Raw genomic sequence first — 19,634 nt, 5'->3', positions numbered from 1 at the left:
CGGCGAAGTGTAGGCCGGGTGGGATGTCAGCGGTGGCGCTGCGCCCGGGCGTGGCGCACGAAGCGTTGCAGCACCCGCCGTGCCAGCGGCGCCGGACGGATGCCGGCGGCGATGCGGTGGTGGCAGTGGCCCTCGCGCTGCAGGGCCTCGCGCCGGGCGGCGACATAGCCGTGCATATGGGCGGTGCTGAACTCCGGGTGGAACTGCAGGCCCCAGGCGTGTTCACGCCAGCGGTAGGCCTGGCAGTCGTCGAGCGCCGAGCGCGCCAGCACCACGGCGCCCTCCGGCGGGGCGAGCACGGTCTGCAGATGGGTGGCCTGGGCCGGGAAGCGTGAGGGCAGGCCGCGGAACAGCGGGTCCTCGCGGGCGCTGTCGTGCAGCTCCACGGCGACCGTGCCCATCTCGCGGCCGCGCGGGTTGTCGGCCACGGTGCCGCCGAGGGCATGGGCGATCAGCTGGTGGCCGTAGCAGATGCCGAGCATCGGCAGGCCGGCGTGGGCGGCCTCGCGCAGCCAGCCGGCGGTGGCCTCGGACCAGGGCTCGCGATGGGTGACCATGGCCGCCGAGCCGGTGACCAGCACTCCGGCGAAGGGGCCGGGATCGGGCGGCTGCCGGCCCTCCAGCACCGGCACCACCTCGACCTCGTGGCGCCCGAGGCCGGCTGCCGTGCGGATCCAGTGGGTGAAGTCGCCATGCCGCCGCAGGCTGGGCAGCGGGCGGCCGGTCTCGAGGATCAGGAAGCGGCGGTTCTGGGGGGCGGGAGAAGGCACCCCGCTATACTGCGGGCTTGTTTTTCCTGCGTCGAGTCCGATGCCCGCCCCCACCTTCCAGGAACTGATCACACGCCTGAACGCCTACTGGGCGGAGCAGGGCTGTGTGCTCATCCAGCCGCTCGACCTCGAGGTCGGTGCCGGCACCTTCCACCCCGCCACCTTCCTCCGCGCCCTCGGCCCCGAGCCCTGGAACGCCGCCTACGTGCAGCCCTCGCGCCGACCCGGCGACGGGCGCTACGGCGAGAACCCGAACCGCCTGCAGCACTACTACCAGTACCAGGTGGTGATGAAGCCGAACCCCGACGACATCGTCGAGCGCTATTTCGGCTCCCTGAAGGCGCTCGGCATCGATCCTTCGGTGCACGACCTGCGCCTCGTCGAGGACAACTGGGAATCGCCGACCCTCGGCGCCTGGGGCTTGGGCTGGGAGGTATGGCTGAACGGCATGGAGGTGACGCAGTTCACCTATTTCCAGCAGGCCGGTGGCCTCGAGTGCAGGCCGGTGACCGGCGAGATCACCTACGGCCTCGAGCGCCTGTGCATGTACCTGCAGGCCTGCGACAACGTCTACGACCTCGTGTGGACGGTAGGGCCGCAGGGGCCGGTGACCTATGGCGATGTCTTCCTGCAGAACGAGCGCGAGCAGAGCGCCTACAACTTCGAGCATGCCGACGTGGCCGAACTCTTCCACCGCTTCGATGCCTGCGAGGCAGAAGCGCTGAAGCTGGTCGGGCTCGGCCTGCCGCTGCCGGCCTACGACCAGGTCTGCAAGGCCTCGCACAGCTTCAACCTGCTCGATGCGCGTCGCGCGATCTCGGTCACCGAGCGCCAGCGCTACATCCTGCGCGTGCGCACCCTGGCGCGCTCGGTGGCCGAGGCCTATTTCGCCCAGCGCCAGAAGCTCGGCTTCCCCGGCGTGAAGGATGCGGCAGAACGCGCCCGGCTCGGCCTCGATGCGCCGGAGGTGGCGGCATGAGCGCCTCCCTGCTGATCGAGCTCGGCACCGAGGAGCTGCCGGTCAAGGCCCTGCCGGAACTGGCGGCCACGTTCGCAGACGGGATCGCCGAAGGGCTTGCCCGGCGCGGCGTCGCGATGGGTGCTGCCCGCAGGCTGTACTCGCCGCGTCGCCTCGCGGTGCTGATCGAGGGCGTGGCGCCCGAGCAGCCCGAGCAGCGCTCGGAAGTGCTGGGTCCCTACCTCAACGTCGGTCTCGACGCGAATGGTGCCCCGACCAGGGCGCTGGAGGGCTTCGCGGCCAGGGCCGGGGTGGCGTGGACCGAGCTCGAGCGCATCACGGATGCCAAGGGCGAGCGCTTCGTCTACCGCGCGGTGAAGCCCGGCGCGCGCACCGTGGATCTGCTGCAGGCAGTGCTGGATGAGGCCCTGAAGGCCATGCCGATCCCGAAGCCGATGCGCTGGGGGGCGCACGAGCATGCCTTCGCCCGCCCGGTGCTGTGGCTGGTGGCGCTGTATGGCGCCGAGGTGTTGCCGATTTCCGCCTTCGGCAAGATGGCCGACCGCATGAGCCGGGGTCACCGCTTCCTGCACGACAGGGCGGTGTGGGTGAGCGATGCCGAGGCCTATGTCGAGGCCCTGCGCGGCGCCAAGGTGCTGGTGGATGCCGACGAGCGCCGCGCGGCCATCGTCCGCGAGGTGGAAGCCGCGGCTGCGCAGGCCGGCGGCACGGCGCGCATCACCGAGGACAACCTCGAGCAGGTGAACGGCCTCGTGGAATGGCCGAAGGCCGTGCTCTGCAGCTTCGAGAGCGCCTTCCTGCGCGTGCCGCAGGAGGCGCTGATCTCGACCATGGAAGCGAACCAGAAGTTCTTCCCGGTGCTGGATGCGCAGGGCCGTCTCACCGAGGCCTTCATTGGCATCGCCAACATCGTTTCCACGAACGAGGCGGAGGTGCGCAAGGGCTACGAGCGGGTGATCCGCCCGCGCTTCGCCGATGCCGCCTTCTTCTTCGACGAGGACCTCAAGCAGGGCCTCGCGGCGATGAACGAGGGGCTTGCCAGCGTCACCTACCAGCAGAAGCTCGGCAGCTATGCCGACAAGGTGGCGCGCATCGCCCAGCTTTCCCGTGCCATCGCGATGGCGCTGGACGACGACGCCGATCTCGCCCAGGTCGCGGCCCGGCTGTGCAAGGCCGACCTGCAAAGCCGCCTGGTGGGCGAGTTCCCCGAGCTGCAGGGCATTGCCGGCCGCTACTACGCGATGAACGATGCCAGCCTCGCCGAACTGCCGGCCGAAGCCCGCGCCGCCGTGGCCGTGGCTCTGGACGAGGTCTATGCGCCGCGGTTCTCGGGCGATGCCATCGCCTCGACGCGGCTGGGCCAGGTGCTGGCGATCGCCGAACGCCTCGACACTCTCGCCGGTGGCTTCGCCGCCGGCCTGAAGCCTTCGGGGAACAAGGACCCCTTCGCCCTGCGCCGCAATGCGCTGGGCCTTGCCCGCACCCTGATCGAGGGCGGGCTCGACCTGAACCTCGTCGGCATGATCGATGCGGCGGTGGCCCTGCTGCCGGAGGCGGTGGCGCCGCATGCCGACCGCGACAAGGAAACCCTGCGCCTCGACCTGTACGAATTCATCCTCGAGCGCCTGCGCGGCTATTTTTCCGAGCGCGGCATCGCTCCGGCGCTGTTCGATGCGGTGGCGGCGGTGCGGCCGGTCTCGCTGGCCGATTTCGCCCAGCGCCTCTGGGCCCTGCAGCGCTTCGCCGAGCGCCCGGAGGCCGCGGCCCTGGCCGCGGCCAACAAGCGCGCGCGCAACCTCCTGAAGAAGGTGGAGGGCGCGCTGCCCGAGCGCATCGATGCGGCCACCCTCGTCGAGCCGGCCGAGCGCGAGCTGCACGCGGCCCTGCTCGCGGCGCTGGCCGAGACCGATGCGGCGCTCGCCGCCCGCGACTACGAGGCGGTGCTGACACGGCTGGCCGCGCTTCGACAGCCCGTCGACGCCTTCTTCGACACCGTGATGGTCATGGCCGAGGATCCCGTCATCCGCGACAACCGCCTGGCCCTGCTGAAGGTGCTGGCCGACCGTTTCGCCGCGGTGGCGGCGATCGAGCAGCTGGCCGGCTGAGGTTCGTGCCGGTACGGCCCGCCGCCGCCCTGCTCGTCCTGGCCCTGCTCGCGGGGCCGCCGGTGGCGCAGGCGGTGCCGGCCCCGGAATCCGAGGTGGCACCTGTGACGGAGCCGCCGGCCGCCGCGGCGCCCCGCGCTGAGCGGCCGCGCCGCTGGGCCCCGGCCCCGCCGGTTCGCCTGCTCGGCGTGGAGGTGGAAGGCCTGCCGGAGGCGGAGCGCGAGAACGTGCGCCTGGCCCTGGGCTTCACCCGGCTGACGCCGGCGCAGCGGGCGCGCATGGGCGAGGCGAGGCTGCGCTTCCTTTCCCGCCGGGCCGAGGCCGAGGCGGCCGCCGCGCTCGAGCCCTTCGGCTATTACGCGCCGCGCGTCGAGGTGCGGCGGGTGGCGGAAGCGGACGGGGTACGCATCGTGGTGCAGGTCGAGGCCGGCGAGCCGGTGCGGGTGGCCCGCCTCGATGCGCGCATGGCCGGCGAGGCCGAGGGCGATGCCGCGGTGGCGGCGGCGCTCGCCACGCTGGGGCCGAAACCGGGCGAGGTGCTGGTGCATGCCGAGTACGAGGCCGGCAAGCAGCGCGTGGACCGCCTGCTGGCCGAGCGTGGCTACTTCGATGCCCGCCTCGAGCGGCACCGGGTGGAGGTGCGGCGGGCCGCGCATTCGGCGGATATCGCGCTCTTCTGGAACTCCGGCCCGCGGCACCGGCTGGGCGAGGCGCGCTTTGCCGAGACCGGCTTCCGCGAGGGCCTGTTCGATCCCTTCGTCGAATGGTCGCCCGGCGACCCGTACGAGCGCGGCAAGCTCTCGCGTCTGCAGCAGCGGCTGGCGGCGCTCGACTACTTCGCCCTGGTCGAGGTGGCGCCGGACGAGGAAGGCATCGACGAAGACCTGCGGGTGCCGGTGGACGTGCGCACCACGCCGGCGAAGCGCACCACCTACACCGCGGCCCTGAGCTTCGGCACCGACACCGGGCTTGGCCTGCGCGGCGGCCTCAACCGCCGCTGGGTGAACGCGCGCGGGCACAAGTGGCTGGCCGAGGCCGAGTGGAGCGAGCTGCGCACCTCGCTCTCCACCCAGTACCGCGTGCCGGCCTTCCGCGTCTGGCAGGGCTGGTATGCCGCCGAGGGCGGCCTCGTGCGCGAGGACCCGACCGCTGCGCTCGGCTTCGAGCGCGCCTCGCTGCGCGCCGGCTGGCGCGGCCAGCGCGAGCCCTGGACCCTGGGCGCCGACCTCGTGGCCGCCCGCGAGCGCGCCGTCACCCGCTCGCGCATCGCCAGCCGCGCCGCCAACCTCGCCTATCCGGAGCTCAGCCTGCAGTACCGGCGCATGGACGACCCGCTCTCGCCCGAGTCCGGCTGGCATGGGCGTGCCCTGCTGCGCGGCGGCCTGTTCGACAGCGAAGCCGGGCGGCGCGATTTCCTGCAGGTGCAGCTCGGCGCGCTCTGGGTGTGGCCGATCGGCGAACGCCAGCGCCTGGTGCTGCGCGGCGAGTTCGGCACCACCCGCCTCGACGGCGAGGACGCGGTGCTCGCCTATCCCACCTCGCTGCGCTTCTTCGTCGGCGGCGACCGCAGCATCCGCGGCTACGGCTACCGCGAGGTCGGGCCGCGTTTCGAGGGCCAGGTCATCGGCGGCCTGCACATGGCGGTGGCCAGCGTCGAGCTGCAGCACTTCCTCGACGATCAGTGGGGCGTGGCCCTGTTCGCCGATGCCGGCGATGCCGCCAACACCCGGCGCGGGCTCGATCCCAAGCTCGGCGTCGGGGTGGGCGCGCGCTGGCGTTCGCCGGTGGGCCTGCTGGGCGTGGACGTGGCGCAGGGCCTCGACCGCGAGGCGGGCGGCGGCACGCGCCTGCACATCAGCTTCGGGATCAGCTTCTGATGCGTGCGATGAAGGCGCTGGCGATGCTGCTGCTGGCGGGCCTGCTGCTCGCTGCGGGAGGGCTGTGGTGGCTGCTCGGCAGCGGCGGTGGCCGCGAGCTGCTGCTGGGCCGGGCGCTCGCCGCCCTGCCGGAGGGCCAGCTCGCGCTCGGGGAGCGCGAGGGCAGCCTGGCCGGCGGCCTGCGCCTGCGCGGCCTCGTCTTCGACGATGGCCGCCAGCGCATCGAGATCGAGCGCCTCGAGCTCGGCCCGCTGCGGCCGCGGATCGGCGGTCTTGCCCTGCGCTCGCTGCGGGCCGAAGGCGTCCGGGTCTGGCAGCGCGAAGACGGGGAGGCGCCGCCCTCGCCGCCCTGGCCCGAGGCGCTGCCCACGCTCGCGCTGCCGCTCGGCCTCGATATCGAGGCACTGGCGCTGCGCGGGCTGCGGGTCTGGAGCCTGCCGGTGGGCGAGGCGCCGTCCACCGAGGTTCCGCCGCGCCTGCAGCTCGACGAGGCGGGCGCGCGCCTGCGCCTGCGCCGCGGCGAGCTCGCCCTGGAGGCGCTGGCCCTGCGAGGCCCCGGGCTCGCCCTGGCAGGGAGGCTCGCCTATGCCCCGGCGCGGGACTTCGCCACGGCCCTGCAGCTCGAGGGCGAGGCTGCCGGTCTGGAAGCGCTCGCCCTGCGCCTCGAAGGCAGGCTGGCCGCGGGCGAATTGCAGCTGCAGGCCCGGGCCGGCGGGCCGCTGGCCCTGCGCGGCGGATGGCGTGACGCAGGATCGCTGGACACCCTGGCCTGGACGCTGGAGGCGAGCGGCGAGGCGCTGACCCTTGCCGAGGCCGCGCCGCTCGATCTCGGCCTGCGCCTCGCGGGGGGCCGTGCCGCCGCGGCGCCGGGCCATGCCGTGGCGCTGGAAGGCCGGCTCGTGCGCGAGGGGCTCGCCATCGACATCGCGCCCTCGCAGCTGCGCCTCGACGGCGAGCGCCTGTATCTCGACGCCCTCGTGCTCGGCCTGCTGGACGGCCGCCTCACCCTGCGTGGCGAGATCGCGCTTGACGAGGCCCGCGCGCGGCTGGAGGCCGAGGGGCGCGGCCTCATCTGGGGCGAGGGCGAGGCCCGGGTCCGGGCCGATGCCACGGCGCAGGTCGAGGGCAGGCTGGAGGACTGGCAGGCCGCGCTGCGCGGCGAGCTGCGGCGCGGCGCGCAGCAGGCCCGGATCGAGGCCGAGGCGCGCCGCGAAGGCGAGGCCCTGCACCTGCCGCGCCTGCGCTTCGACTCGCCGGGCGGCGGCCTCGAGGGCGAGGCGCGGCTCGGGCTGGCCGGTGATCGCCCGCTCGCGCTCGAGGCCCGGCTGCGCGCCCTCGACCCGTCCTGGCTGCTGCCCGGCTGGCCGGGGCGGCTGGACGGCCGGCTCTCGGTGAACGGCACCTGGCCCGCCAAGGGCGCCCCGGCGCTCGCCGCCCGGCTGGAGGGACTGACAGGGCAGCTGCGCGGCCAGCCGCTGTCGGGCCGGCTTGCCCTCGACAGCGAAGCCGGCCGCAGCCGCGGCGAGGCCGAGCTGGCGCTGGGCGAGGGCCGGCTCAGGGCCCGCGGCCGGCTCGCGCCCGAGTTCGATCTCGACGCCTCACTGCGCCGCCTGCCGTTGGCGCCCTGGCTGGAGGGGGCGGAGGGCATCGCGGCGCTCGACCTGCGCCTCGCCGGCCGCCACGAGGATCCACGGCTCGAGGCCAGGCTCTCGGTGCTGGCGCCGGCCTATGCCGGCTGGACGGCCGAGGGCCTCGAGGCCGAGGCCGAGGGGCGGCTTTCCCGGCTGCGCCATCGCCTCGTCATCGAGGGGCTGGCGGGCGAGGGCTTCGCCCCGCGCGAGGGGCCGGCGGGGCGGATCGAGGCCGAGGGCGGCTGGCAGCGCCTGCCGGGAGGTGCCTCGCGGCTCACGCTCTCCCGCCTCGATGCCCGCCTGCCGCGCCTGCCCGCCGCCACCCTGGCCGAGCCGGTGGATGTCCGCTTCGAGCCACGCGGCTGGCGGCTCGCAAGTCCGGCCTGCCTCGGTCTTGGCCGAAGTAGCCGGCTCTGCGCCGAGGGCGATGCCCGCGAACTGCGGCTCGATGGCAGCGATCTTTTGCTGAGCTGGCTCGGCCCCTTCCTGCCGGAGGGCGAGGGCCAGCTGCGGCCGGTGGGCCGGCTGAGCCTCGAGGCGCGGCTGGAACCCTCGGCGCCGGCGCTGCGGGGCGAGCTGCGGCTGGCATCGCCGCGCGGCCGCCTGCGCAGCCTCGGCGGCGCCAGCGAGGCCGCGCTGCGCTGGGAGGCCCTGCGCATCGACGCGGCCCGCGGCGCGGACGGCCTGCGCCTCGAAGCCAGCGCCGGGCTGCCGCCCGAGGGACGGCTCATCGCCACGCTGCGCGCCGATGCCGCGGGCGCGCTCGATGGCCGGCTCACCCTGGAGGCGAACGATCTCGGCATCGTCGAGGCCTTCGTTGCCGACCTTGCTGAACCGCGCGGGGAACTGCGCGGCGAACTGCGGGTCGCCGGCACGCTGGAGGCCCCGCGCTGGAGCGGCGAACTCGCGCTGGCGCCCTTCCATGTCGAGCTGCCGGCGCTCGGCATCGCCGTGGAGGCGGGCGAGCTGCGGGCCAGCGGCGACGAGGGGGGGCGCCTGCGCCTCGAGGGCCGCCTGCCCACTGGCGATGGCGCGCTGGCCCTGGCCGGCGACTGGCAGCCCGGCGTCTCGCCGATCCGCCTTGGCGTGCGCGGCGAGGCGGTGCGCGTGCTGGACACGCCCGAGGCCCGGGCCTGGATCTCGCCGGAACTCGAGGTCGAGGTGCAGGGCGGCGTGGCCCGGGTGCGCGGCCGGGTGGCGGTGCCGCGCGCCCTGCTGCAGGTGGAGCAGGGCACGCAGAGCGTGCCGGTCTCGGCCGATGTGGTGGTGGTCGATGCCGGCGCACCGGAGGCCGCGCCCGGCCCGGCGCTGGATGCCGACCTGCGGCTGGTGCTCGGCGAGGACGTGCGGCTCGTGGGCTATGGCTTCGATGGCCGGGTGGCCGGCGAGCTGCGGGTGCGTGACCGCATCGACCGCGAGCCGCGTGCCACCGGCACCCTCGAGCTTTCCGGCGGGGTGCGCGCCTACGGGCAGGCGCTGCGGCTCACCCGCGGCAGCCTGCGCTGGGCCAATGCCCCGCTCGACCAGCCGGTGGTGGACGTGCGCGCCGAGCGCCCGGACACCTCGCCCGAGGTCGGCGTGGCGCTGGCCGGCACCCCGGACCGGCTGCGCGCCGAGGTCTGGTCGCAGCCGCCGCTGCCGCAGGCCGAGGCCCTCTCGCTGCTGATGTTCGGCCGCCCGCTCTCCACCGCCGACGGACAGGATGCCGCGCAGCTCGAGCAGGCGGCGCTGGCTCTCGGCGGCAATGCCGTGGCCCAGGCCTTCGCCGGGGCCGTGGGCCTCGATGTCGCCAGCGTCGGCCAGTCGCGTGCCCTCGGTGGCACCGCCCTCACCGTGGGCAAGCGCATCACGCCGAAGCTCTACGTCAGCTACGGCATGTCGCTCAGCGGCGCCGGCCAGGTGTTCGGCGCCACCTACGCCCTGCGGCGCTGGCTTTCCCTGCAGCTGGAGAGCAGCGAGGAGCAGCGCCTGCTGCTCGAGGCCCGCTTCGACCGCGACTGAGGAAGGGCGGGGCGGGCTGCTGCCGGGGGCGAATCCCGGCCGGCCCTAGAAACGCCAGCCAAGGCCGAACAGGGTGCCGGGGCTGGGTGGCAGGCCGGCCACTTCGCGGCGCGGATCGAGGTCGAGCACGTCGGGGTGGCGGCCGGCATCGCCGAGGGCATTGTCGATGCCGAGCTCGAGCCAGAACGCCGGGCGCTCGAAGCGGTACTGCAGGGAGAGCAGGGCCATCGGGCCGGCGGCGGCGCGGCGCCCCACGTAACGCAGCGCGCCGCCCCAGTGGTGCGGCCCCTGCCGGTAGGCAAGCCCCAGGCTCGCCTGCCAGCGCGGCGCCACCCGGGCGAAGGCATCGGCCCCGGAGTCGCCTTCGCGCTGCCAGTGCAGGCTGGCGTACTGCTGCCAGCCGGCCCGGCGCCGGCGCCATTCGCCTTCGATGCCATGGCGCTCGAAGGCCGGCAGGTTGGCAAAGCCGACGGTGCTGCCACCGCCGAGGCGCTGGCGCTGGATCGCCTGGTCGATGCGCAGGCGGTAGGCCGAGAGCACCAGGGCCTGGCCCTCTCCCTGCCAGCTCCAGGCCAGCTCGAGATTGCGCACGGCCTCCGGCCGGAGCTCCGGGTTGCCGCGCAGGGCATCGGGCGGGATGGCCACGTTGCGCTGCAGCGGCGTGGGCGCGTTGTAGCCCTCCGAGAACACCAGGCGCCAGCTCTGCCGCTCGCTGGCCTGCCAGAGCAGCGAGCCGCGCGGCAGCCAGCGCTGGCCGAACACCTCGCTGTCGACATGGCGCAGGCCGAGCACCGCGCGCCAGTCACCGAAGCGGCCGTCGAACTGCAGCCAGCCCGCGGTTTCGTACCGTGATTCCGCCGGCAGCTGCACGGCCAGCAGGGCGCCGCTCGCGGCATCGCGCAGCTGGTACTCGGCAGTATTGCGGCGCTCGCGTTCCAGCCCGGCCTGCAGGAAGTGCGCCTCCCCCAGCTGCCATTGCCAGGCAAGGCCGCTGCGCAGCCGGGTATTGCCGCGGCCATCGTCGGCGAAGGTTTGCAGGCCGTCGATGGTACCGCCGAGCTGGCGGGCCGTGGGGATGGCGAGGGTGAAGCGGGTCCAGTCGGCATGCAGCGCCAGCATGTGCCGTTCGCCGAAAGTGCGTTCGTGGCTGGCGGCCAGCTGCTGGCCCTCGTAGTGCAGGGTGGAGCGGTTGAGCAGGCTGGCGGCCGCCGCCAGCCCCCGGGCCTCGCGTTCGAAGCCATGCCAGCGCAGGGTGAAACCGGGCGCCTGCCAGGCGACGAGGGCCGAGCGCTGGCCACCGCCGCGTGGCACCCGGCCATCTTCCGGGGTATCCGGCGGGAAGCCGGGAGGACGGGGGCGGGCAGTGAACAGGCCGGCGTAGCGCGGGTCCTCGCTGGCCGAGACGGCGAGCTGCAGGGACTGGCCCGTGCCCAGCGCCTGCCGCCAGTGCCCCTCGGCACGCCAGCGCCCGCGCCCGCCGCCCTGCAGCCAGGCCTCGCCCCCCTCGTCGCGGCGGGTCACGATGTTGATCACCCCGCCGGTGGCATTGGTGCCGAACAGCACCCCACCCGGCCCGCGTACCAGTTCGATGCGCTCGATGGCCGCGAGCGGGATCGCCGGCAGCGGCGAATCGCCGTGGCTCGGCTGCCAGTAGGGCACGCCGTCGAGCAGGAACAGCACCTTCTGGTTGAAGCCCTCGACCAGTCCGCGGACCATCACCGCCTGGGTGCCGATGGCGCTCTCCTGCACCACTACGCCCGGCAGCAGCGACAGCCATTCGGCCAGGGTCTGCAGGCCGTAGGCGCGGGCTTCCGCGGCATCGAGACGCGATACCAGCACCGGGGTCTCGCGCAGCGCCTCGCTGCGGCCGCTGGCCACCGAGACCCGCAGCTCCAGCAGGGCCTCCAGTTCCAGGTCGAGCAGCGCGCGGGTGTCCTGCGCCGGAACCGGCATGGCCAGGGCCGGCAGCAGGGCACAGGCGAGATGCGCAGGGCGGGGCGGCGGTCGCGGCATCGTCGGCGCAGGGGGGGCGTTGCCGCCTACGATGCGCCGGCGGCCGGAAAAAGAGAAGGCCGCCCTGCGGCGGCCTTCCCGTGCTCCATGCCGGTGGCGGTCAGAAGCGGTAGCTGAGGCCGAGGCCGAGGCGGTCGCGGTCCACCACGTCGTCGCCGAAGCGGCCCGAGTACACCACGTGGCCGCCGAGGTTCTCGGAGAAGGTGAAGCCGAGGCCCAGCTCGACGCTGGTCCAGTCCTTCGCCGGGGCGAAGCCCTCGAGGGCGAAGCGGCCGCCCATGCTGTTCGAGCCGGCGTTCACCACCGTGCGGCCGGTCTTGTCCTCGCGGTTCCAGGCCGCGCGGACGAAGGGCTGCAGGGCGTCGAAGTCGGCCTTCAGCTGGTAGCCGGCGAAGCTCACCATCGACTCGCGGGTGAAGTCGCGGAAGTTCATGCTGGTGCTGTTCACGCCGTCCTCGGCGTAGGCGGCCACCTCGACCTCCTGCCAGGTGACGCCGGCGAAGGGGCCGTGGGCATAGCCGTCGCCCTTGAAGGTGTAGGCCAGCATCAGCTCGGCGCCGACATGGTCGCCGTCGGTCTCGCCCTTGTCGGAGCGCACGCCGGGGCCGAGCGGGATGTCGCGGCGGATGTCGAGGTTGGTGGAGCCGCCGCTGAGGATGGCGGTAGCCGAGAAGCCGCCGAAGTTCAGCACGCCATAGCCCGAGAGCAGCACCGTGTTGCTCTTGATGTCGCCGCCCACCGGCTTCAGGTTCTGGTTGCCGAAGCTGGCCGCAAGGCCGAAGGTGAAGGCCTCGCTCAGGCGGTAGTTGGCGCCGAAGCTGGCATTGAAGGCACTGGTGTCGGCCTCGGGCGAGAAGGCGCTGCCGGCCAGGCTGCCGCTGCCGCCGCCGAGCACGGCCCAGGTGCGCACGCTGCCGTCCTCGCGCTCGCCGAAGTGCTCGTCGAACAGGGCGTTGCGGATGGCGCCGCCGTGCTCCTCGTAGGCGGCGATCGAGGCCTCGGGGGCCAGCGCGACGATGGTCGGCGCGTTGATGGTGGCGATGGTGACGTTCGTGAGCAGGCGGTGCGCCGCGCCCGTGGGGTGCACGCCGTCGGCGAACAGGTAGGTGTTGTTGGCACCCGGCGCCACCAGCGTGTTCTGGGTGCAGAGCAGCGAGGAGGGCACGGTGCAGGCCACGCCGGTCACGTTGGTGAAGCCGAAGGCGGCGGGATTGGCCCGCACCTCGTTGACGAGGCCGAAGACGTTGATCGGGATGATGCCGGTGCCGAGCTGGGCGAGGCCCTGGCTCAGCGCGCCGTTGAAGCTCACCGTGGCCAGGGTGGCGAGCGGACCGGCTGCGGCCAGAGGGCCGGAGGAGAACTGCGGGGTCACGCCGAGATCGGGCAGGTTCAGCACCACGATGTTGCGGGCGCCGGCGGCCTGCAGCCGCGCCACCTGCTGCACCACCGCCGTGGCCACCGGAATGCCGCCCACCTGGGCATTCGCCGAGGCGGTGGCCGGGTTGGCGGCCCAGACCGGGATGTCGCCGAACAGGTCGTTGGCGCCCATCCACACGGTGTAGAGCGCATTCGGGTTGGCGGCGCCGCCGGCCAGCGCGAGGTCGATCTGCTGGTTCAGCCGCGGCACGGTGTAGGAGCTGCAGGGCGGCGAGGTCGGGCCGGTGGCGGTACGGGCGCAGGCGCCGCCGAAGGCGAAGTTGCTGCCGCCAGCCAGCGAGGGCGCCTGGGTGAAGCCGAAGTAGCGCGCCAGCAGTTCCACCATCACCGGATCGGGATTGGTGGTGAAGCTCTGGCTCGGGCCGCCGGCCGGATTGGTGGCGAGGCCGACGTTGCCGGCGTCGGAGAGGCTGTCGCCGAAGCTGATGACGCCGCTGAAGCGCTGGGCGTGCGCCGAGGAGGCGGCGAGGGCCAGCGCGACGGCGCCGACGATGAGACGGGTGCGGGGCATGCGGAACTCCTGGATCGGGCCTGGACGGCGGTGGTTCGACAGGGAGGATCACGCGGCGGGGGGCGCCCGACCGCGACCCGGCCGACATTAAAACAAAGTTACGGGGCGTGCCATACGGCGCCGTGCGTTGCCCATCCGGCATCATGCAGGGCCCTGATTTCCCCTCGAGGAGCGCCCGAGGATGCGCTGGAACGCCCTACCCGCCCTGCTGCTCTGGTGCTGCGTTGCAGCAGGCGGCGCTCCGCCATCCGCCCATGCGGCAGGAGAGCCGGGTACGCGTGCTGCCACTCTGGCCGCGGCCACCGATGCCGGGCGCCGGCCCTGCATCGGCCTCGTGCTCGGCGGCGGCGGAGCGCGCGGCGCGGCGCACGTCGGCGTGCTCAAGGTGCTGGAGCGCGAGCGCATCCCGGTCTGCGCCATCGCCGGCACCAGCATGGGCGCCATCGTCGGCGCCCTGTACGCCAGCGGCATGCGCCCGGAGGAAATCGAAGCCGCGCTGGCGGCGGTGGACTGGCAGGCCCTGTTCCGCGACGACCCCGAGCGCGCCGCCCTGCCGATGCGGCGCAAGGAGGCCCAGCTCAACTACCGGCTCGAGCTCGAGGCTGGCTGGCGCGACGGCGGCGTGGTCCTGCCCACTGGCGCGGTGCAGGGGCAGAAGCTCGGCCTGCTGCTGCGAAGGCTGATGCTGGATGCCTCGGGCATCACCCGCTTCGACGACCTGCCCATCCCCTTCCGCGCGGTGGCCACCGACATCGTGCGCGGCGAGCGGGTGGTGCTCGCGGAGGGCGACCTGCCGCTGGCGGTGCGCGCCTCGATGGCGGTGCCGGCGGTGTTCGCCCCGGCCGAGATCGGCGATCGCCTGCTGGTGGACGGCGGCATCGTCGACAACGTGCCGGTGGACGTGGTGCGCGACATGGGCGCCGACGTGGTGATCGCCGTCGATGTCGGCAGCCCGCTGCTCGATCGGGAGGAGCTGCGCTCGCCGGCGACCATCGCCTACCAGATGGTCTCGGTGCTGATGCAGGAGAAGACCCAGCGCACTCTCGCCACCCTGGGCGAGCGGGACGTGCTGATCGTGCCGCCGCTTGGGAACTTCTCCAGCGCCGCCTTCAACGAAGCGGTGAGCGTCATCCCGCGCGGCGAGGCCGCCGCCGAGGCGGAACTGCCACGCCTGCGCCGCTATGCCCTGTCCGAGGCCGAGTTCGCCGGGTGGCGGAAGGCCCGGGCCCGCGCCCCGGCCAGCGAAGTGCCGACGATTGCTTTCGTCGAGGTGGTGGAAGGGCGCTCGCGCACCGCGCGCCTGGTGGCCAACCGGGCGCAGGGGCTGGTGGGCGAGCCGATGGAGCCGGAGCGCATCGAGCGCGCCGTGGCCTCGGCCTATGCCGAGGGCAGCTACCAGCAGATCGGCTGGCGGCCGGTACGCCGCGGCGATGCATATGGGGTGGAGCTGAGTCCGGTGGACAAGGGCTGGGGGCCGATGTTCTTCAACATCGGCCTGCAGCTCTCCGACGACTTCGCCGGCCGCAGCGACTACCAGCTCACCGCCGAACTGCTGAAGACCGGGGTGAGCGGCGATGGCGACGAGCTGCGCGGCCTGCTGCGGCTCGGCCGCACCACCGAACTCTCGCTCGACTGGTTCGCGCCGCTCGACCTCGACCGGCGCTTCTTCTTCGGCGCCGATCTCGGCTACCGCGCCTTCAACGTGCCGCTCACCGCCTTCACCCAGCAGGCCGGCGAGTACCGGGTGTCGCGTCGGGCCCTGGGCCTGCGCCTCGGCCTGCAGACCGATCCGCGCTGGCTGCTCGAGGCCACCGTGCGCCGCGCCGACCTCGATGCCCGCGAGGTGGTGGGCACCTTCGCCCCGCGCCGCATCGACCAGCAGGCCATGGCCTTCGGCGGCCGCGCCGTGTGGGACACCCTGGACCGGCTGAGCTTCCCCTCCGATGGCACCCGCGCGGTGCTCGCCCTCGAGCGCTACGAGGACTGGCTGGGCGCGGAGGACGAGGGCTGGGCCGCCCGCCTGCGCGCCGATACCGTGTTCAGCCGCGGCAACCACCACCTGCTGCTCGGCACGCGCTGGGCCAGCACCGCGGGCGCGCCGCCCCGGCTTGCCACCTTCTCCAGCCTCGGCGGCTTCCTCAATCTTTCCGGCGTGCTGGAGCGCGGCTTCATCGGCGACCGGCTGGGCTATGGGCGGGCCGTGTACTACCGGCGGCTGGGCGATACCAATGCCCTGTTCGCCGTGCCCACCTACCTCGGCTTCAGTCTCGAGGGCGGGCAGGTGTGGAACACCGGTCAGGCCTTCGACCGCTCGCGCACCGTGATCGCCGGCAGCGCCTTCGTCGGCATGTCGAGCCCCTTCGGCCCGATCCTGTTCGGCTTCGGCCGCACCGACCGCGGCGACGACACCTGGTCCATCAACTTCGGCAACCTGATCCGCAATGACGACTGAGCCCTTCCGGGCCCCGGGCGCGCGTTGGCTGCCCGCCGCCTGGCGCGCCCGCTACGACGCCGCCTGGCGGCTGATGCGCGCCGACCGGCCGATCGGCTGGCTGCTGCTGCTCTGGCCCACCCTGATGGCCCTCTGGCTGGCGGCGGAGGGCTGGCCGCCCGTGGGGCCGCTGCTGGTCTTCGTGGCCGGGGTCTGGCTCACCCGATCCGCCGGCTGCGTCATCAACGACTACGCCGACCGCTGGCTGGACGGCCAGGTGCGGCGCACGAAGGCGCGGCCGCTGGTGGCCGGCGAGCTCTCGGGGCGCTTCGCCCTTGGCCTGTTCGCCGCCCTCATGCTGGCCGCCTTCGGCCTCGTGCTGCTCACCAATGCGAAGACCGTGCTGCTGAGCGGCGTGGCCCTGCTGCTGGCCGCCGCCTACCCCTACATGAAGCGGCATACCTGGCTGCCGCAGGTCTGGCTGGGCCTTGCCTTCTCCTGGGGCATCCCGATGGCCTACACGGCGGTGCGCGATGTCTGGCCGCCGCAGGAGGCCTGGCTGCTCTTGATCGCCAACCTGCTCTGGACCACGGCCTACGACACCTGGTACGCGATGGTGGACCGCGAGGACGACCGCCGGGCCGGGGCGAAGAGCACCGCCCTGCTGTTCGGCGACCTCGACATCCCCATCCTCGCCGCCCTTTACGCCCTGTTCGGGCTCTGCCTCGTGCTGCTCGGCCAGCGCCTCCAGCTGGGCACCGCCTACTGGCTGGGCCTCGCGGTGGCCGCCGCCTTCGTCGTCCGGCAGTTCCAGCGCGGCCGCTCGCGCCACCCGGAAGACTGCTTCGCCGCCTTCCTCGGCAACAACGCCGTGGGCGCGGCCCTGTTCGGCGGCGTGGCACTGCACTACTTCATCGCCGCGGGCTGAGCCCCGCCCCCGGGCGGCGCGGCCCAGGCCAGCACCCAGGCATCTACCCGCCGTGCCCCGGCGGCGAACAGGGCCTCGGCGGCCGCGGCCACCGTGCTGCCGGTGGTGAGCACATCGTCCACCAGGGCCACGTGGGCCGGGCAGGGACCGTGGGCCTCGAAGGCCCCCGCCACGTTGCCGGCGCGGCCCCGGGCATCCAGCGTGGTCTGGGGCAGGGTGGCGCGCTGCCGCCGAAGCAGCCCGGCTCGAACCGGCAGACCGAGGGCGCGGCCCCAGTCGCGGGCGAGGCCGAGGGCTTGGTCGTGCCCGCGCTGCCGCAGGCGCTGGCGGTGCAGGGGTACCGGCACCAGGGCCTCGGGGCGGTCGGCCTCGCGCAGGGCGGGCAGGGCGAGCCGGGCCAGTACCCGCCCGGCGGCGAGGTCCTCGCCGAACTTGTAGGCGGTGATCAGCGCTGCTGCCGTGCCTTCGTAGCGGAAGGCGGCGAGGCGCACGCCGCCGCAGGGCGCCGGCGCCTCCGGCAGGGCGGGGGCGGGGCGCAGGCCGGCGGCGCAGTCGGCGCAGATCGGCAATGCGCTGGGCACCGCTCCGTGGCAGTGCAGGCAGCAGGGGGCGAGCAACCCGGCCTCGAGCCAGCGGCACAGGCGGGTGAGCATGTGGGGGAACAGGCAGGCCTCGCGGTTGACAGGGGAGGGGGCGGTTTCCAGACTGCCGGGGCTCGCGGCCTTGCCGCCGTCGGAAAACCCTCCATGCCTGCCGTCATCCGCCACGACTGGACGCGCGAGGAAGTGCTCGCGCTCTTCGACCTGCCCTTCCCCGAATTGCTGCACCGCGCCGCCAGCGTGCACCGCGAGCGCTTCGACCCCACCGAGGTGCAGGTCAGCACCCTGCTCTCGATCAAGACCGGCGGCTGCCCCGAAGACTGCGCCTACTGCCCGCAGAGCGCGCGCTACGACACCGGCCTGAAAGCGCAGAAGCTGATGGCCGTGGACGAGGTGGTGGCGCGCGCCGCCGCCGCCAAGGCCGCGGGCGCCACCCGTTTCTGCATGGGTGCGGCCTGGCGCTCGCCCAAGGACCGCGACGTGGCCGAGGTGGCGAAGATGGTCGGCGCCGTGAAGGCGATGGGCCTCGAGACCTGCGCCACGCTCGGCATGCTCAAGCCCGAGCAGGCCCGCGCCCTGAAGGAGGCCGGGCTCGATTACTACAACCACAATCTCGACACGGCGCCGGAGTTCTACGCCGACATCATCAAGACCCGCGAATACCAGGACCGCCTCGATACCCTCGAGGCGGTGCGCGCGGCCGGCCTCAAGACCTGCTGTGGCGGCATCGTCGGTATGGGCGAGAGCCGCGAACAGCGCGCCGGCCTGCTGCAGACCCTGGCCAACCTGCCGGAACACCCCGACTCGGTGCCGATCAACCGCCTGGTGCAGGTGGAAGGCACGCCGCTGCATGGCACGGCCCTGCTCGATCCCTTCGAGTTCGTGCGCACCATCGCCGTGGCCCGCCTGCTGATGCCGGCCTCGATGGTGCGGCTCTCGGCCGGCCGCAACGAGATGAGCGAAGAGCTGCAGGCCCTGTGCTTCCTTGCCGGCGCCAACTCGATCTTCTACGGCGAGAAGCTGCTGACCACCGGCAACCCCGATGTCGAGGCCGACCAGGCCCTGTTCGCCCGCCTCGGCCTGCGGCCGATGCCGGTGGTCGAGGAGAGCCGCACGGTGCACGCCGACATTGCCTGCGCCAAGCCGGAAGCCGCGTAAGCCCGATGCCGCGCCCGCGCTGGCCAGACCGCCTCGCCGTCGCCCAGACGAGCCGCGCCCGCAGCGACGCGCTGCGCCGGCGCCGGGTGGTGGAGCAGGCCGAAGGCATGCATGTGCGGGTGGACGGGCAGTCGCTGCTCAGCTTCTGCAGCAACGACTACCTCGGCCTTGCCACCTCGCTGGACGCCGTGGCCGCGCTGCAGGAGGCCGCGGCCCGGCATGGCCTGGGCAGTGGCGCCTCGGCCCTGGTGAGCGGCCACCATGCCCTGCATGCCCGCTTCGAGCGCGAGGCGGCGGAGTGGATGGGCCATGAGCGGGCCCTGTACTTCCCCAGCGGCTACCAGGCCAATCTCGCCGTGCTGCAGGCCCTGCTGGAGCCCGGCGATCTTTGCGTGCAGGACAAGCTCAACCATGCCTGCCTGCTCGATGGCGCGCGGCTGGCCGGCGCCGAGCTGAGGCGCTACCCGCACCGCGACTATGCCGCCGCCCTGCGCCAGCTGCAGTCGCTGCCGGAAGCCGCCGCCGTGCTGGCCACCGACAGTGTGTTCAGCATGGACGGCGATGTCGCGCCGCTGCGCGAACTGGCGCTCGCCGCCACCGGCGAGCATGCCCTGTTCATGGTGGACGAGGCGCATGGCGTGGGCGTGCTCGGGCCGGAGGGCCGAGGCGCCTGGGCGGCCGCGGGGCTCTCGGCGCGCGACGTACCGGTGCTGGTGGCGCCGCTCGGCAAGGCCTTCGGCGGGCAGGGGGCGCTGGTGTTCGGCGCCGCCTCGCTCATCGAACACCTGCTGCAGAGCGCCCGGCCCTATGTCTTCAGCACCGCCGTCGCGCCGGCACTGGCGGCCGCGATGTCGGCCAATCTGCACCGCCTGCGCCACGACGCCTGGCGGCGCGCCAAGCTGGCCTCGCTGGTGGCGCGCTTCCGCCGCGGCGCCCTGCGCCACGGCCTGCCGGTGCTGGATTCCAGCACCCCCATCCAGCCCTTGCTGCTCGGCAGCAACAGCCTCGCCCTCGCCGTGGCGCGCAGCCTCGAGCAGCGCGGCTTCTGGGTGCCAGCGATCCGCCCGCCCACGGTGCCCGATGGCAAGGCGAGGCTGCGCATCACCCTGAGCGCCGCCCATACCGAGGCCGAGGTGGATGCCCTGCTGGATGCGCTGGCGGCCTGCCTGGAAGACGCGGGCGTCGAGGCATGAG

General features: G+C 73.7%; 12 protein-coding genes. 8 read left to right on the top strand and 4 right to left on the bottom strand.

Translation table 11 applies throughout. The features are described from left to right. Positions 1–26 precede the first annotated feature (26 nt). Positions 27–770 (bottom strand): glutamine amidotransferase, encoded by a 744-nt coding sequence (locus G408_RS0109415; RefSeq protein ID WP_028770882.1) that lies wholly within the window; start codon positions 768–770, stop codon positions 27–29. Between the two features lie 40 nt (positions 771–810). On the opposite strand from G408_RS0109415, the gene glyQ reads away from it, so the two are divergent. Genes glyQ through G408_RS0109395 form a run of 4 tightly spaced genes read left to right on the top strand, consistent with a single transcriptional unit; the run spans position 811 to position 9,363 of the window. Next, the gene (glyQ, locus tag G408_RS0109410) at positions 811–1,749 is read left to right on the top strand and encodes a glycine--tRNA ligase subunit alpha (RefSeq protein ID WP_028770881.1); all 939 of its coding nucleotides are present in this window, start codon (positions 811–813) and stop codon (positions 1,747–1,749) included. Next, the gene (gene glyS / locus G408_RS0109405) at positions 1,746–3,854 is read left to right on the top strand and encodes a glycine--tRNA ligase subunit beta (protein WP_028770880.1); all 2,109 of its coding nucleotides are present in this window, start codon (positions 1,746–1,748) and stop codon (positions 3,852–3,854) included. Before glyQ ends, glyS begins: the two co-directional genes overlap by 4 nt. 5 nt (positions 3,855–3,859) lie before the next feature. Then, positions 3,860–5,731, top strand: a complete 1,872-nt coding sequence (locus G408_RS14070; RefSeq protein WP_051282841.1) for an autotransporter assembly complex protein TamA — start codon at positions 3,860–3,862, stop codon at positions 5,729–5,731. After that, entirely contained in the window at positions 5,731–9,363 is a 3,633-nt protein-coding gene (locus G408_RS0109395) for a translocation/assembly module TamB domain-containing protein (protein WP_028770879.1), read from the top strand. Before G408_RS14070 ends, G408_RS0109395 begins: the two co-directional genes overlap by 1 nt. Before the next feature lie 45 nt (positions 9,364–9,408). On the opposite strand, the gene G408_RS0109390 is transcribed toward G408_RS0109395, so the two are convergent. Together G408_RS0109390 and G408_RS0109385 are read right to left on the bottom strand one after the other, a co-directional pair. Continuing rightward, positions 9,409–11,376: a TonB-dependent receptor gene (locus G408_RS0109390; RefSeq protein ID WP_028770878.1), complete on the bottom strand. Its 1,968-nt coding sequence runs from the start codon at positions 11,374–11,376 to the stop codon at positions 9,409–9,411. Positions 11,377–11,476: 100 nt separating this feature from the next. Next, a complete protein-coding gene (locus tag G408_RS0109385; RefSeq protein ID WP_028770877.1) occupies positions 11,477–13,324 on the bottom strand; it encodes an autotransporter domain-containing protein in 1,848 nt (615 codons plus the stop codon). A gap of 181 nt (positions 13,325–13,505) precedes the next feature. On the opposite strand from G408_RS0109385, the gene G408_RS14065 reads away from it, so the two are divergent. After that, positions 13,506–15,776 (top strand): patatin-like phospholipase family protein, encoded by a 2,271-nt coding sequence (locus tag G408_RS14065; protein WP_084628180.1) that lies wholly within the window; start codon positions 13,506–13,508, stop codon positions 15,774–15,776. Continuing rightward, positions 15,766–16,683 (top strand): 4-hydroxybenzoate octaprenyltransferase, encoded by a 918-nt coding sequence (gene ubiA, locus G408_RS0109375; protein ID WP_028770876.1) that lies wholly within the window; start codon positions 15,766–15,768, stop codon positions 16,681–16,683. The genes G408_RS14065 and ubiA overlap by 11 nt, the downstream gene beginning before the upstream one ends. On the opposite strand, the gene G408_RS14840 is transcribed toward ubiA, so the two are convergent. Beyond that, entirely contained in the window at positions 16,662–17,336 is a 675-nt protein-coding gene (locus G408_RS14840; protein ID WP_051282839.1) for a ComF family protein, read from the bottom strand. The two genes, ubiA and G408_RS14840, sit on opposite strands and share 22 nt — an antisense overlap. Positions 17,337–17,429: 93 nt before the next feature. Between G408_RS14840 and bioB the strand changes: the two genes are divergently transcribed. Together bioB and bioF are read left to right on the top strand one after the other, a co-directional pair. Next, a complete protein-coding gene (gene bioB, locus G408_RS0109365; protein ID WP_028770875.1) occupies positions 17,430–18,440 on the top strand; it encodes a biotin synthase BioB in 1,011 nt (336 codons plus the stop codon). Positions 18,441–18,445: 5 nt separating this feature from the next. Then, positions 18,446–19,633, top strand: a complete 1,188-nt coding sequence (bioF, locus tag G408_RS0109360; RefSeq protein ID WP_028770874.1) for an 8-amino-7-oxononanoate synthase — start codon at positions 18,446–18,448, stop codon at positions 19,631–19,633. The last annotated feature ends 1 nt before the right edge of the window (position 19,634 follow it).

The organism is Silanimonas lenta DSM 16282, from assembly GCF_000429065.1.
GTDB classification, from domain to species: Bacteria; Pseudomonadota; Gammaproteobacteria; order Xanthomonadales; family Xanthomonadaceae; genus Silanimonas; species Silanimonas lenta.
The sequence above is the reverse complement of the archived record's forward strand: the minus strand, read 5'-3'. Positions and strand labels throughout refer to the sequence as shown.